This window comes from Pantoea conspicua, assembly GCF_002095315.1.
Taxonomy (GTDB): domain Bacteria; phylum Pseudomonadota; class Gammaproteobacteria; order Enterobacterales; family Enterobacteriaceae; genus Pantoea; species Pantoea conspicua.
Genome location: NZ_MLFN01000005.1, coordinates 1 through 14,653, shown reverse-complemented (window position 1 = coordinate 14,653; position 14,653 = coordinate 1). Strand labels below are relative to the sequence as shown.

General features: G+C 55.3%; 16 protein-coding genes and 2 pseudogenes. 7 read left to right on the top strand and 11 right to left on the bottom strand.

The annotated features are described in order from the left end of the window. Positions 1-89 precede the first annotated feature (89 nt). The 6 genes from HA41_RS03330 to HA41_RS03305 all read right to left on the bottom strand — a co-directional run bounded on the left by HA41_RS03330 (position 90) and on the right by HA41_RS03305 (position 4,242). Positions 90-350 carry a hypothetical protein gene (locus HA41_RS03330; RefSeq protein ID WP_143807240.1) on the bottom strand — a complete coding sequence of 87 codons (261 nt, stop codon included), beginning with the start codon at positions 348-350 and terminating at the stop codon, positions 90-92. A 137-nt stretch (positions 351-487) separates the two neighbouring features. Then, positions 488-1,633: an NADH:flavorubredoxin reductase NorW gene (gene norW / locus HA41_RS03325; RefSeq protein ID WP_094119585.1), complete on the bottom strand. Its 1,146-nt coding sequence runs from the start codon at positions 1,631-1,633 to the stop codon at positions 488-490. Positions 1,634-1,637: 4 nt separating this feature from the next. Continuing rightward, a complete protein-coding gene (norV, locus tag HA41_RS03320) occupies positions 1,638-3,113 on the bottom strand; it encodes an anaerobic nitric oxide reductase flavorubredoxin (protein WP_094119584.1) in 1,476 nt (491 codons plus the stop codon). 200 nt (positions 3,114-3,313) lie between these two features. Further along, positions 3,314-3,679 (bottom strand): TehB family protein, encoded by a 366-nt coding sequence (locus HA41_RS03315; RefSeq protein ID WP_094119583.1) that lies wholly within the window; start codon positions 3,677-3,679, stop codon positions 3,314-3,316. Positions 3,680-3,692: 13 nt separating this feature from the next. After that, positions 3,693-3,926 carry a DUF2526 family protein gene (locus HA41_RS03310; RefSeq protein ID WP_094119582.1) on the bottom strand — a complete coding sequence of 78 codons (234 nt, stop codon included), beginning with the start codon at positions 3,924-3,926 and terminating at the stop codon, positions 3,693-3,695. A gap of 4 nt (positions 3,927-3,930) precedes the next feature. Next, the gene (locus HA41_RS03305) at positions 3,931-4,242 is read right to left on the bottom strand and encodes a hypothetical protein (protein WP_143807238.1); all 312 of its coding nucleotides are present in this window, start codon (positions 4,240-4,242) and stop codon (positions 3,931-3,933) included. Positions 4,243-4,340: 98 nt separating this feature from the next. Here HA41_RS03305 and norR point away from each other — a divergent pair, with 98 nt between their 5' ends. From norR to HA41_RS03290, 3 genes are all read left to right on the top strand, one after another. Then, the gene (gene norR, locus HA41_RS03300) at positions 4,341-5,861 is read left to right on the top strand and encodes a nitric oxide reductase transcriptional regulator NorR (RefSeq protein WP_094119580.1); all 1,521 of its coding nucleotides are present in this window, start codon (positions 4,341-4,343) and stop codon (positions 5,859-5,861) included. Positions 5,862-6,008: 147 nt separating this feature from the next. Next, a complete protein-coding gene (locus tag HA41_RS03295; RefSeq protein WP_208612736.1) occupies positions 6,009-6,212 on the top strand; it encodes a hypothetical protein in 204 nt (67 codons plus the stop codon). Between the two features lie 173 nt (positions 6,213-6,385). Further along, on the top strand, positions 6,386-6,874 hold the full coding sequence (locus HA41_RS03290; protein ID WP_094119579.1) for an isochorismatase family protein: 489 nt from the start codon (positions 6,386-6,388) through the stop codon (positions 6,872-6,874). Between the two features lie 153 nt (positions 6,875-7,027). Here HA41_RS03290 and HA41_RS03285 read toward each other — a convergent pair whose 3' ends face one another. The 5 genes and pseudogenes from HA41_RS03285 to HA41_RS03265 all read right to left on the bottom strand — a co-directional run bounded on the left by HA41_RS03285 (position 7,028) and on the right by HA41_RS03265 (position 11,997). Beyond that, positions 7,028-8,437, bottom strand: coding sequence for a heavy metal sensor histidine kinase (locus tag HA41_RS03285; protein ID WP_341865061.1), 1,410 nt, complete (start codon positions 8,435-8,437; stop codon positions 7,028-7,030). Continuing rightward, positions 8,403-9,077 carry a heavy metal response regulator transcription factor gene (locus HA41_RS03280; protein ID WP_094119578.1) on the bottom strand — a complete coding sequence of 225 codons (675 nt, stop codon included), beginning with the start codon at positions 9,075-9,077 and terminating at the stop codon, positions 8,403-8,405. Before HA41_RS03280 ends, HA41_RS03285 begins: the two co-directional genes overlap by 35 nt. After that, a complete protein-coding gene (locus tag HA41_RS03275; RefSeq protein WP_094119577.1) occupies positions 9,058-9,861 on the bottom strand; it encodes an alpha/beta hydrolase in 804 nt (267 codons plus the stop codon). Before HA41_RS03275 ends, HA41_RS03280 begins: the two co-directional genes overlap by 20 nt. A 445-nt stretch (positions 9,862-10,306) precedes the next feature. Next, a pseudogene (locus HA41_RS03270) lies at positions 10,307-10,529 on the bottom strand (hypothetical protein). Positions 10,530-11,082: 553 nt separating this feature from the next. Continuing rightward, positions 11,083-11,997: a LysR family transcriptional regulator gene (locus HA41_RS03265; RefSeq protein ID WP_094119575.1), complete on the bottom strand. Its 915-nt coding sequence runs from the start codon at positions 11,995-11,997 to the stop codon at positions 11,083-11,085. 128 nt (positions 11,998-12,125) lie between these two features. Here HA41_RS03265 and HA41_RS21650 point away from each other — a divergent pair. The 4 genes and pseudogenes from HA41_RS21650 to HA41_RS21295 all read left to right on the top strand — a co-directional run. After that, positions 12,126-12,955: pseudogene (locus HA41_RS21650) on the top strand (MFS transporter). Further along, positions 12,904-13,434, top strand: coding sequence for an MFS transporter (locus HA41_RS21645; protein WP_425270638.1), 531 nt, complete (start codon positions 12,904-12,906; stop codon positions 13,432-13,434). Before HA41_RS21650 ends, HA41_RS21645 begins: the two are co-directional and overlap by 52 nt. An 18-nt stretch (positions 13,435-13,452) precedes the next feature. Next, positions 13,453-14,541, top strand: a complete 1,089-nt coding sequence (locus HA41_RS03255; protein ID WP_094119574.1) for a tartrate dehydrogenase — start codon at positions 13,453-13,455, stop codon at positions 14,539-14,541. Between the two features lie 2 nt (positions 14,542-14,543). Beyond that, positions 14,544-14,653, top strand: a 110-nt coding sequence (locus HA41_RS21295; RefSeq protein ID WP_244175085.1) for a hypothetical protein, incomplete at its 3' end; no start/stop codon positions are given.

Genomic DNA, 14,653 nt, shown 5'->3' with positions numbered 1-14,653 from the left:
TCCATTTTACTGCCCTGAAAAAAACCACTAAACCTGACTCAACTTAGCGGAAAAATATAGCCATCGAAACCCATATGGCAATAGTTATTTTAATTCTGATGCATTACTTTTATTCCTTCCGCAGGCTGCCAGGCTGCCCACATCTCCCAGAAAAAGTCATTAACCGTCTCTTTGAGATTCTCCGGATGAAACGCTGTTTCACGGTAAACCGAGCCGATTCTGGCTTCAACATGCGTTTCACCGTCATCCTGCCCCATCTTCATCGCAAAAAAATCACAGTGCATGGATAACCAGATAATGCGACCACAGGTACAGGAGGAGGGATTGTGAAGCGTGACGGGAGTAAGCATTGCGCTCTCAGTCATATTCATAATGTGACCTATTCATAATTTAAGGGGCTGTCAGAGGCCAGCTGATCTGCATCTGACTCCCCGTTCTAAAGTGTAAAACGTTCCCTGATACGAGAATGCCGGCGTCACGGGCGCGGTTAAGCCGCTGCAGGCATGTTTAACGCCTTCAGCAGGCTGAACGCCATCTTCATGTGATCTTCACTGACCACAAAGGCGCGCAGAAGCCCGTCCGGGTCATAACCTTTCGCGATCATGCCAGCTGAAGAAAAGATCATCTGCCAGTTATAGGTCGGATTAGCTGGATCGCCCGCCAGCTGAAGTGGCATATCCGGTGTTTTGACCTTGATCAGCATCGGGGGCAGCGTCAGGTTAGCGGCCTGTCCGGTCAGATTTTTGGCCAGAGCGATCGCCGCCAGTGTGGCCGGCTGCAGGTAAGGCATCAGTTTTCCTTCGACCTCTGCGCAGTCGCCCAGCGCATAAATATCGGGAACTGAGGTGGCGAGCTGGCGATCAACGACAATGCCACCACGCACCGCGATACCCGCCCTTTTTGCCAGCCCTGTATCAGGACGTAAGCCGATGGCGCACACCACCGCATCAAAACGCTTTCTCTCTCCGTTGCTGAAGGCGGCTTCAACAGCATCAGACTGACGGGCAAGTTCCGTCACTTCAGTCCGGAACATCATCTGCACGCCGCTGTGGGTTAATCGGTGTTGCAGACGACCACTGATTTCAGGTGGTAACAGCGCGGCGAGCAAACCTGCACTGCGATCAATAATCGTCACCTGTTTACCGGCACGATTCAGATCCATCGCCAGTTCGGTGCCAATCAGCCCGGCCCCGATGATCAACACCCGTGCCGCATTCATCAGCCCGGCGGCGCACTGGCGATATTCCTGCTGGCTGTTAAGCGTGCAGAGCAGATCTCCGCCCTTCAGATCCGGAATAATCGGTCTGGCACCGGTCGCCAGCACCAGCTTTCCGTAAGAAAAATCGCCAGCGCTGCTTTTCACCCTGCGCGCCAGTGTGTCGATGTCACTGACCGCGGTGAAAGGATGCAACATGATGTTCTGGCTTTCGACCCAGTCCGCTGCCGTCTGGCGGGTTAAGTCATCAGCCGCACAGCGCATGCTGATGACATGGCTGAGTTCAGGCTTGTTATACTCATCGCCGCTGTCGGCCGCGATAACCCGAATCGGTACCGTTTTATCCTGCTGACGAAGCTGTTTAACCAGCTGCCGGGCGGCGAACCCGGCGCCGATAATCACAATATCTTCAGACATCGGCTTAGCCCTCGAAAGGATCAAACACAGATTTACCCAATGCGCATCCCGGACATAAGAAATCGTCGGGTACGTCTTCCCATGCGGTGCCAGGTTCAACGCCCTGGTTCGGTTCACCGTCTGCCGGGTTGTACACCCACTGGCAGACGGTGCAGATCATTTTCTGTCCGGTGCCTTCACCCGCTTCTGCTATCGCCACGCCATCACGATTTACCGCTGCGGCAGCAACAATCGCGGCAGACAATATTTCATCAGCGGGCTTAGGGGTTGAGTCAGGCAGCGGAGAGAGCGCCCATTCACGGGCGATTTTGCGGCCGTGTTCGCGACACGATTCCAGCACGGAGAGATCGGGACGCCATTTGGCTTTCAGCGCGATGGTCATATCGAAACCAGCATCCTGCAGTCGGGTGGCGACCCGATCCACGGCGCCGCCGGTCCAGCCATAAGAACCGAACGCTGACGCGCGTTTATTGCGAAATTTTAAGCCGGTGATCTCCTCCAGCATGCCAGCGATTTTCGGCATCATCACGTTATTCATGGTGGAAGAACCGACCAGAATACCTTTTGAGCGGAAGCAGGAGGTGATGATTTCATTCTTGTCGTGGGTAGAGACGTTATAAACCTTAACCGCCACCCGCGGATCGGTCTCGCGGATGCCTTCGGCAATCGCATCGGCCATCATGCGGGTATTACTGGACATCGCGTCGTAGAACAGCGTGATGCGATCTTCCTGATAATCGGCAGCCCATTTCAGATAGAGCTCAACGATCTGAACCGGGTTGTCGCGCCACACCACGCCGTGCGAGGTCGCAATCATGCTGACCGGCAGACCAAAGCCTAAAATTTCAGTGATTTTCGCGGTGACCAGCCGGGCAAACGGCGTCAGGATATTAGAGAAGTAGCGCTGGCACTGGTCGAATAATTCGTTCTGGTCAACTTCATCGTTGAACAGATGTTCATCGCAGTAATGCTGACCAAAGGCATCGTTACTGAATAATACCGCATCTTCCGTCATGTAGGTCATCATGCTGTCTGGCCAGTGCAGCATCGGGGTTTCAATGAAGATCAACTTCTTGCCGTTGCCGATATCCAGTGAGTCACCGGTTTTAACAACGTTGAAATTCCATTCAGGATGGTGATGATGCCCGTTGATGGAATCGACGCCGTTTGCCGTACAGTAGATCGGGGTGCCGGGGATCAACGCCAGTAGTTCGGCCAGCGCACCGGCATGATCTTCTTCAGCGTGGTTAATCACGATGGCATCGATTTTTTTCAGATCGATCTCTTCTGCCAGGTTCCTGACAAAATCGGAGCGGAATCGGAGATCGACCGTATCGATCAGAACCGTTTTTTCTTCACGAATCAGGTAGCTGTTATAACTGGTACCACGCTGCATTTTGTACTCTTTACCGTGAAAATGCTCGACTTCCCAGTCACGTTTACCCACCCAGGAAATGTTATTTTTAACAGGGATATTCATCAGAAATTCTCGCAGTGTCAGTAATATTCCCCTATTCCTTTGCATCTGCCATGCCAACTTTTTAACTTATTGTTTTTTTATTAGCTTACATCCAATATATTGTAATAAAGACACGCTTAAAAATTGTCTAATTCACAACCAATTGTTGTAATGACAATACAGCGGCCAATAAAAACCCGCCGCAGCGGGTCAGGAGAGGATTAATTTTTTGCCCGGGGCGGGATATGCACCTCACGCTCAAATCCGTTGCCGGTTAAGGCCACATCCGGATCGGCAAAAAAATCGATATTGAAGCAGGTGTCGTCGGTTAAAAGCTCAATCCGATGCCAGTATTGCGGCGGGCTGATACCAAACTGCCCGGCGTTAATGGTGACGTCCATTTCGTGGGTTGTCTCATTTTCACTGGCAAATCCAAAATATTTTACCGCTCCGCACATCACCGATAGCCGGCCGTAGACGCCTGCCCGGGTGTTGTGATGAGTTAACAGTGCTGCTGGTACGCTTTCCCGGTTCCAGAAAGGCGTAGAACGGGTATGAACAAAATGTTGCGGGATGATCCGGGTCATGACACGTCTCCGGTTAGCGAATGATTCCGCCGCGAGTGAGCCAGTTACGGCGCTGTTCAGCGAGTTCCTGTTTTTCGGTGCTGTGTTTAAATACCGCCATTCGCAGGCGCTGTTGCTGGGTATAACGCTCTTCCCGGCTCAGTTCGGGATCTTCACTCAGCTCACACAGCAGCATATTCATCTCGCGAATGACATTGTTCGCCAGGGCGGCCTCTACCGCCCTGTTCACCTCTTCTCTATGGTTCATAGCGTTACCCCATATAAGGATTAAGCTGTTGTAACAGCAGAGCGCCTGCAACGATAAGTGATACCGGCGTGTAGGGAATATCTAAATCAACCCAGGCTTTATGTCCCTGGTAAACCGTTTCGAAATGCAGCCGGTTCGGCTCTCTCTGTTGGTAAATAAAGCCGGGCCCCCGATGACCGCCGAACGCCGCCCAGCGCAGCGCATTTGCGGCGGTTTCGAGCTGTTCTGTTGTCAGCGCTGGCATCGTTTTATGATCGGACATATACATTCTCCTCAGCAAAAATAGCTGCTGAAGCAGGAGCATATTACGTGCCACTTTTTAACCTGCTGAAATCACTGGCAGAGATAACGTGTTATTGTATTTATAACAACGCAATTCATTGTTATTAAGACAATCCTTGTACAGGTGACAATATGGCCTTATCCGTTGAGACGCTGGCAGCACTGGCAGTGGATATTCAGAAGGGTGTTAGCGGCCGCGATCGCTTTAGCCAGATGATTAAGAGTATCCACACCGCGCTGCACTGTGACGCGACCGCACTATTACGCTATGAAAAACAGCAGTTCAGACCGCTTGCTACGGCCGGTCTGGCCCCTGACGTAATGGGACGCCGGTTTAAACTTGATGCCCATCCCCGGCTTGAAGCGATCGCACGCGCCGGTGATGTGGTGCGTTTCCCGGCCGACAGTACCCTGCCCGATCCCTATGACGGCCTGATCCCCGAGCAGGGTGAATTACATGTTCATGCCTGCGTCGGGATGCCGCTCTTTTCAGGACAGCGGCTGATTGGGGCGCTGACCCTCGATGGCATCAACGCCACCCAGTTTGATAATTTTAGCGATGAAGAGCTGCGCGTGCTGGCAAGCCTGACCGCCGGTGCGTTGAATAATGCTTTACTGATGGAACAGTTAGAAAAGCCAGCCTCCTCTTTTACCCCGTTGCCCTTCCGGCCTGAAGAGGATCAGGAGATGCAGATCATCGGTGAATCTGACTCACTGCTTCACCTGAAAAAAGAGATCAGCGTTGTCGCCCCCTCTGACCTCAGCGTATTGATCATGGGCGAAACCGGGACCGGCAAGGAACTCATCGCACAGGCGATTCACCGCCATTCTCATCGCGCGGCCCGGCCGCTGATCTATCTCAATTGCGCTGCGCTTCCGGAAACCGTGGCGGAGAGTGAGCTTTTTGGTCATGTAAAAGGGGCGTTTACCGGCGCGATCCATGATCGCCCGGGTAAGTTTGAGCTGGCGGATAAAGGGACCTTATTTCTGGATGAGATTGGCGAACTGTCGCTTTCGCTGCAGGCCAAACTGCTACGCGTACTTCAGTACGGCGACCTGCAGCGGGTTGGAGAGGACAAAGCGCTGACCGTTGATGTGCGGATTATTGCTGCGACCAATGTGGATATGCGTAAGGCGGTCACCGAGGGCCGATTCCGGGCGGACCTGTTCCACCGCTTAAGCGTTTTCCCGCTGTTTGTGCCGTCGCTGAATGAGCGCCGCGACGATATCGTGATGCTTGCCGGTTACTTCTGTGAGCAGTGCCGGATGAAGTTCGGGCTGCTGAGTGTGGCCCTGAGTCCGGCAGCCAGCAGCCTGCTTGAGACGGCAAACTGGCCTGGCAACGTTCGCGAACTGGAGCATGCTATCTATCGGGCGGTAGTTATCGCCCAGGCCGAATCCCCGACCGGCGAAGTGATCCTGTTTCCCCAGCATTTTAGTTTCGGGGATCAACAGCACCCTGCGTCACGATTAACCGAATCGGTTAATACGCTGCCAGTGATGAGTCTCAACGACGCCACCCGTAAATTTCAGTATGACTACATCCGCCACGTCTATGAAAGCAGCGGGAAAGTCTGGGCCAGAGTGGCGCGTCAGCTGGAACTTGATCCCGGTAACCTTCACCGGCTGGCCCGCAAGCTGGGCCTGAAATAGCGATAACGGCGGGTTAATTCCCGTGGTTGTCCCTGCCGGGGTGCCTGCCAGCGCATCCTGCCGTGACGGCGCGGTGGCACAGCCATTTTAGTTGTTGCGGCACAGTACCCGCTGCTCGCCACCACGTATACCGCCAGTGAAAAAGGCGTGGCGCAGGCGGTCAACGACATGAGCGTGTTTATCTTTACGCTGATTTGCTCACTGAGTGCCGGACCGCTGCTCAGTCTGTATGGCTGGCAAACCATGAACCTGCTTTTGCTGCCCTGGATAGTGCTGCTTGCTCTGCCGCTGCTGTGGCTGGCCTGGCATCTGAAACGGGAGACGGCTTCAGCCACAACACAGTCGCCGTGATCCGGCGATGACCGGTGTGGAGGCGGGCCTGATTCCCTCAACATCAGCCCTGCTTGTTCACCGGGCAGGTAATGTGATTCGATCGCCGAAGAGGATATTCATCATCGGCCCCATCGTGACAGGACTGACCGACAAAAAAGATTTCTGCCCTCCCTACTAATAAAGGATCCACCATGAAAAATGCCCTAATCGTGATTGATATTCAGAATGACTATTTCCCCGGCGGAGCCTTTCCGCTTGAAGCCGCCGAAGAAGCGTGCAAGGCGGCCGTAAGTGCGATCAACGACGCGCAGCAAAAAGGATGGTTGATTGTCGGCGTTCAGCATATCGCCACGGCTGAAGCGCCGTTTTTCCGTCCGGACAGCGAAGGCGCAGCATTTCATCCGGATATCGCTGCGGCACTGGAGAATGCACCGGTGGTGGTTAAGGCGGAAGCGGACAGCTTTTTTAACACTAATCTTGAATCGTTACTCAGCGAGCACGGTATTACCGATATCTATCTCACCGGCATGATGACCCAGCACTGCGTGACGCATACGGCGCTTTCTCCCCAAAGCCAGCCAATGAAAGTCCACATAATTTCAGCAGGCTGCGCAGCACCTACCCGTGCGCTGAGCGATCTCGCCCTCTCTGGCCTCCGTGTCCGTTGTAGCGTGGTGTAGCGGGCATTGAACTGAACCGCAACGCGTGTCGTTTCACCGTCGTGGTTCACCGGGATTGCCCGATCGGACCGCCGGTAAGCCTTCCACCGGCGGTCTCAATGGCAGCGCGCGGCGCGCTCAGGCCGGTTGATACTGAAGCGGCCGTGCGCTTACTCAATGCTGTGGAAAGCGCAGCGTGAATCGGGTGATGCCATGCTCGCTCTGCACCTCACAGCGTCCCTGATGTACCTGCATAATGCTGCGCACAATCGCGAGCCCTAACCCGCTGCTGCCCTGATGACGTGACGCCTCGGCGCGCCAGAACCGATCAAAAACGCGGGCCTGCTGTTCAGCGCTCAGCGTCGGGCCGTGGTTTTCCACCACCAGTTCGACCGCCGACGGCTGCACCTTGCTAAAGACCTTCACCGGCGTACCCGCATCGCCATAGCGCAGCGCATTGGCGATCAGGTTGGCCAGCGCCCGCTGCAGCAACTGCGGATCGGCCTGCAGTTCACCGCTTAAATCCATCTCCAGCTGCATCGCTTTTTCCTCCGCCATGTCATTGAAATAGCTCTGCAGTTTCTCGCCCAGCTGTGCCAGATCGATACGCTGTTCATCCACGGCCTGACTGGCATCTTCCGCTCTGGCGAGAAACAGCATGTTGTCGATCATCTTCGCCAGCCGTTCCAGCTCTTCGTAGTTGGAACCGAGCAACGCCTGATAATCGCTGACGCTGCGGGTCTGACTCAGCGCCACTTCGGTCTGCCCCAGCAACGTGCCGACGGGCGTGCGCAGCTCATGTGCCATATCCGCCGAGACCTGACTTAGCTGCTGATAGCCGGATTCGAGGCGACTCAGCATCTGATTAAACGCGTCAACCAGCGGCTGTAATTCTGCCTGCGCCTGCTCTGGCATCCGTCGTGATAAATGACGCACATCGATCGCCTCCGCCTCTGCCGCCAGGCTGCGCAGCGGCGACAGCGCGCGTCGCACCAGCCAGACGCTGATAGCGGCCACCAGTAAGGCCGCCAGCGTGGTCGCCAGCACAATCTGGTCACGATAATGCTGCAGAGTCTGGGTGCGGTCGCGCATCAGGCGGCCGGTCACGATCTCAATCTGGCCGTTACCATCGCGGGTCGGTGCCAGCGCCGCCGCCGAGATAAACGGTGTGCCGCCTGGGCTGACAAGGTGATGCACCGACGACAGCGTCAGCGGCTGGTCAGCCGCAATCGGTGTAATGGCAGGCAGAGGACGCTGTCCCGGATTCACCACAATCAGCGGCGGCTGGCCGGGAAACCGCAGCACCAGTAACGACTCGGTATTCCCGAGCATGTTGGCGAACAGGCGTGGTTTTTGCTGGATCAGCGTGATGGCGTCTTCATCGCGCAGCAGCGTACGAATCTGATCGATGCGCGTCAGCAGTGCGGCATCGTCCCGCACGCCAATCTGTGTAGCCAGTGAGTGATAAAGCGCATAACCACAGAGTGAAAAATGACTATCACCGTGACGCTGAGCATCAGCGACAGACGCAGCGTCAGAGAATGGCTCTTCACGCTTCGGCTTCGCAACGATAACCCACGCCATGCACGGTGTGAATCAGTGGTTGAGCAAACGGGCCATCGATTTTCTGGCGCAGACGCTTCACCGCCACATCGACCACGTTGGTGTCGCTATCAAAATTCATGTCCCAGACGCGTGAAGCAATCAGCGTCCGGGTCAGCACTTCGCCCGGATGCAGCAGGAACAGGTGCAGCAGGTTGAACTCTTTGTTGGTGAGATCGATGCGCTGTCCGCCGCGCTCGACGCGGCGTTTAAATACGTCGAGCTGCAAATCGGCCAGCGAGAGAATGTCCGGCAGCTTCTGCTGACTGCCGCGCCGCAGTTGAGTACGGACGCGCGCCAGCAGTTCGGCAAATGAAAAGGGTTTGACCAGGTAATCATCCGCGCCCAGCTCCAGTCCTTTGATGCGATCTTCCAGCGTGCCTTTGGCGGTCAGGAAGATCACCGGGGTGTGGATCTGTTTATCCATCGCCGCCATCACCTGCCAGCCATCAATGCCGGGCAGCATCACGTCGAGCAGAATCAGATCGTAGTGATGTTCACGGGCATAGAACAGACCATCCACGCCATTTTCCGCCACGTCGACGATGAAGCCCGCTTCTGTCAATCCTTTGCGCATGTAATCACGCGCTTTGGCCTCATCTTCAATCACCAGAATTTTCATGTGCCTCTTTCCGCGGGTTGTTTTCAGGCTTCGCCTGTTGTGCGGCTTGCTCGATCAATTTTACAACATCATCAGGATGTGACTGATAGACCGAATGGCTGGCTCCGGCAATTTCTACCGTGTGGCTGTGCGCACGCCGGGCGTACAGCCGCTCCAGATCGGGACTGATAATTTTGTCAGCTTTCGCCACCATGTACCAGCTGGGCCGGGTTTTCCACGCCGGATCGGCAATGTTGGCGGTGAACACCGCGGCGTTGGTTGGCATCTGCGCATGGGCTTCAAAGTCAGCCTGCGCGGCAGGCAGGTCGGCCGCAAAATCGCTGTGATAATAGCGTGGCGCAATCATCAGATAACCATCGGCCGAGCGGTTAAACGGATGTGCGCTATTGGGGAATTTTTTCCCGTTGCTGGCCTCGGTTTCGCCGTTGTCCAGCGCATGAGCGGCAATATAGACCAGCCCCGCCACTTTACTGTCGTTACCCGCTTCACTGATGATCGCCCCGCCGTAGCTGTGGCCCACCAGAATCACCGGCCCATTCTGCTGATCGATAATTCGTCGTGTTGCCGTCACATCCTCTGCAAAGCTGGTCAGCGGCTCCTGTACCAGCGTCACCTGATAGCCGTCATGCGTCAGCCGGTCATAGACCGGCCGCCAGCCCGCACCGCCGACAAACGCCCCGTGTACCAGCACAATATTTTTAACCGGCTGCGACTGCGCTTGCGCCTCACCGCCGGCGACAGCCAGCAGCATACCCAGGGCCAGGGTGATGGTATTCAGTTTCATTGTTGTGCTCCTGATTGTGAAAGTTCACCTTCAGGATAAGCAACCGGCCCTGACATCAGGGTGAGTGAGTAATGACAAAAGAATGACAGCGGCGAACGGGCGATTGTCGCGGCCCTACCACGGATTAGATATCTGGTTCTGCTGCAGAAGAAAAAGGGCTTAGCGGTTTCAGGGAGGGTTCACGGGGGAGCGCGAGTAGTATGGTCAGATCATCTAAAAGGACTCGATAAATGTCTGAATAAACGTCCGCTTCGGGCTGTGAGTTGTCCTGTCCCGGCCGCGCCTCACTTTATCCCCTATTTTTTCGGCTGTTATCTCTTCAGCGCTGATTGATACCATGCCGCGGCTTTCAACCCTGGCCAGCCAGCGACTGAAGTCTGGCTGCTATCAGTCGCTACTGAACCAGGGTTAATTCAGACAAGTTGGTGGCATACGTTGAAGGGTATTATTTCTGGCTTTGCTGTTGATTGTCCGCTTCTTTTTTCTTTTTTCTTAGCCATGTGATGGCCTACCGCGCAGCCAGCAGCGGCACCTGCAACACCGTGATGGGCAACATGGCCAGCGACGCCGCCTACCGCAGCCCCCTTCAGACATCCTTTCGCCTCAGCCTGCATGCTCATGCCGAAAAGGAGGCCGGCAACCATGATGCCAAACGTTAACTTCTGCATATTTTTTTCCTGTAATAACTGGCGTGTTCCAGTCAGGTACAAGCATAGCCAGTGAAAACCTGACTTCTTGCAGGAATGGTTGCAGGAATGGGTAAAACTCAAACTTGTTTACCAGTGGTTACGTTTATCACCGACCCGGCGGGCTTTTCAGGCGTTTAGCGGGTGATCCTCTCTGGCTGGCGCGCTGACAGGCAACGCCCTTATCTGGCTGAAAGCATCACCACGCTATCGGGAAGTCTGATCTGGCGGCCGTTTCCGCCCCGACCAACGCCTCTGGTATTGATGCAGGCGCTGATGCGTGCGGCGGAACCTGTTTCATTACGGGCACTAACCCGTCGTCAGGCCAATGACAACATTGACGAACCCTGAAGCCAGCAGAACAAAACCCGGTATCAGATAGTTTTTATTTCGCGGCCGGAGAGCAAGATAAAACAGCGTTGCTGCTACGCATAACACAGGAATGGCGATCCATAAAACAGAGGCATCATTTTTCCTTATTCATTCGTCTGTTCCTGCTCGCTAATTTAACGCCAGGCGCAAATGTCGAAGGTCACTACAGCTCTTTCGTCAATATCTCACTGTTGTCTGCCAGGATATTAAGCATGGCGTTAACATATCTATCTCTGTTTCCCTGGTGCCACATCACACAGAGCGGCAGCCCTTCAATTTCAATATCATTGACCGGTGTCAGCGGCAGGTACTTTACGCCATCCGCGTTCATATTGCGGTAAGAGGAAGGGACGAGCGCCACGCCCAGCCCGGCGGCGACAAAGCTCAGGATGGTCTGTTTTTCCTCGGCATACTGCGCAATCACCGGATATCGGCCCGCCGCTCTGAACAGGTTCATCGTCAGGTCATGGCTGTGAGGCCGGGTGCGTCTCTCCGGCACGATGACAGGCTCATTGCAGAAATCCTCGATGCTCACCCGATCGTAATCCACCAGCCGGTGATGCGCCGGAACCGCCAGCACACAGGTTTCATAGGCAATAAAGCGCGTGGTCAGGGTGACGTCTGTCTGTTCTGGCGGCCGGACAAATACCAGATCCAGCCAGCCGGAGGTCAGTCGTGGTATCAGACTGTGCGATTTATCTTCGCTGATATGGATATCCGCATCGGGAAAGGCGCTGACGAACAGGTTGAGCAGTTTCGGCAGTAATCCTCTCGCCGCGCTGTCAATGGCACCGATCCGCAATGTTTTTTTCTGCGAAGCGATGTTTTTATGGAACCTCCGCCGTAACGCATCAAAATCGGCAACAACAGACTTAGCCTCACTCAAAAATTCTGCGCCTTCCCGGGTCAGGGTTACATTCCGGGTCGAACGATTCAGCAGGCGTATACCCAGATCCTCTTCCAGTAAGCGGATAAAACGGCTGAGTGACGCAGGCATCATTTCAAGCTTCCGGGCTGCCCTGCCGAAGTGAAGTTCATCACCTACTACCACGAAGCATCTCAGCTGATTTATATCCATTTTTCGCCCGCCTTCAGATTATACAACTTATTTATATAAACCCTTGCCGATGATAACGCCAGTCAAAACAGCATACTGAGTTCACAACAAAACGATAACAACCCTACCTGACTGTGGAGCATCCTGATATGCACAATGACCTCGAAAAAAAGGTGATGCGCAAAGTAACGCTGCGGATTATTCCTTTTATCATGCTGTTGTATTTCATCGCATTTCTAGACCGGGTTAACATTGGCTTTGCCGCCCTGACCATGAATCAGGACCTGGGTTTTTCGCCGATGGTCTTCGGGATGGGAGCCGGGATTTTCTTTCTTGGCTACTTTCTGTTTGAAGTCCCGTCTAATTTGATTCTGCATAAAGTCGGTGCCCGGATCTGGATCGCCCGCGTCATGATTACCTGGGGACTGGTCTCCGGTTGTATGGCATTTGTGCAGGGCACCACCAGTTTCTATATTCTGCGTTTTCTGCTCGGCGTAGCGAGGCCGGTTTCTTTCCTGGCATCATTCTTTATCTCAGCTACTGGTTCCCGGCGGTAAAACGTGCGCAGGTTACCGCCATTTTTATGGCCGCAGCACCGCTCTCTACCGCGCTTGGCTCCCCCATCTCCGCTGCACTGCTGGAGATGCACGGGCTGATGGGCTTTGCCGGCTGGCAGTGGATGTTTGTGCTGGAGGCGATCCCTGCGTTACTGCTGGGCATCGTGGTTCTGTTCTGGCTCACCGACCGTCCGGCCAAAGCGAAATGGCTGACCGAAGAAGAGCGGACCTGGCTGCAAAATACCATGCAGGCCGAAGAGCAGGCGCGTGCGGTGGGACAGAGCCACAGCAGCGCATGGCGCGGTCTGGCGGATAAGCGGGTGCTGGCACTGGCGCTGGTCTATTTTGGCACCTCGCCGGCCTTTATACCCTGGGTATCTGGGCACCGCAGATTATTCACAGCTTCGGCGCCTCATCGTTAGAAATCGGCTTCCTCAATGCCTTCCCGGCAGTGATCGGCGTTCTTGGCATGATCCTCTGGGCGCGCCACTCCGACCGGACCAACGAGCGCAGCTGGCACGTTATTGCTGCCTGTCTGCTGGCCGCGGCCGGACTGATTTATGCCGGCAGCGTCAGCACCCTTTTCTCAGTGATTATCGCCCTGACGCTGGTCACCGTCGGGATCAGCGCGTCTAAGCCGCCGCTCTGGAGCATGCCGACCCTGTTCCTGAGCGGGCCGGCGGCCGCTGCCGGCATCGCTGCCATCAACTCGATTGGCAACCTCGGCGGCTTTGTCGGCCCGATGATGATTGGCATCATCCGCCAGCAAACCGGCAGTTATACCTGGGGACTCTATTTCGTGGCCGGACTGCTGCTGATTTCAGCCCTGACGGTACTGATTCTGTCCGGAAAAGCGAAAAAGCCACAGACCACTGAACTTCATCAACCTCACACTCATTAATCGATACGGAGAAACATCATGCGTAACTACTCTATTGCCGCTATTCCTGCTGACGGTATCGGCCCTGAGGTCATCTCAGCCGGCATTGAGGTTCTGAAGGCGCTGTCACAGCGCGATCCGCAGCTTAAATTTGATATTCAGACCTTCGACTGGGGTTCCGACTACTACAAACGCTACGGCGTGATGATGCCGGAAGATGGCCTGCAGACGCTGAAAAAATTCGATGCGATCTATTTCGGCGCGGTCGGTGCGCCAGATGTGCCTGACCACATCACCCTCTGGGGGCTGCGCTTGCCGATTTGTCAGGGATTCGATCAGTACGCCAATGTGCGGCCAACCAAAATTCTGCCTGGCGTCACCTCGCCGCTGCGCAACCGCGGGCCGGGCGATCTCGACTGGGTGATCGTGCGCGAAAACTCCGAAGGGGAATACTCCGGTAACGGTGGTCGCACCCATAAGGGTCTGCCGGAAGAAGTCGGTACCGAAGTGGCGATTTTCACCCGCGTAGGGGTCACGCGCATCATGCGTTATGCCTTTAAACTGGCACAATCCCGACCGCGTAAGCTGCTGACGGTGGTCACCAAATCCAATGCGCAGCGTCATGGCATGGTGATGTGGGATGAAATTGCCGCTGAGGTGGCGCAGGAGTTTCCGGATGTGCAGTGGGACAAAATGCTGGTGGATGCCATGACGCACCGCATGACGCTGCACCCGCAGAGCCTGGACACGATAGTCGCTACTAATCTGCATGCCGATATTTTATCTGACCTGGCGGGCGCGCTGGCGGGCAGCCTCGGCGTAGCGCCGACGGCGAACATCGATCCTGAACGGCGCTTTCCATCGATGTTCGAGCCGATCCACGGCTCAGCCTTTGATATTACCGGTAAGGGCATCGCCAACCCGATCGCCACCTTCTGGACGGCGGTACAGATGCTGGAGCATCTGGGCGAGCATGAAGCCGCCGCGCTGATCATGGAAGGCATTGAACATGTCTGCACCCACGGCATCCTGACGCCCGATGTGGGCGGCACGGCAAGCACCGCCGATGTTACGCGTGCCATGGTGCAGTTCATCGAATCCCGTTCAACCGTTGCCGAGAGTGCATAACGATGAAAAACGATCAGGCCGCAGCGATACTGGAGGATATCTTTAAGCAGGCGGTTGACAGTGCCCGTCCCGGGCCTGTCGTGCCGGCCGCGCTGCCGCAGAAGCCCACCGG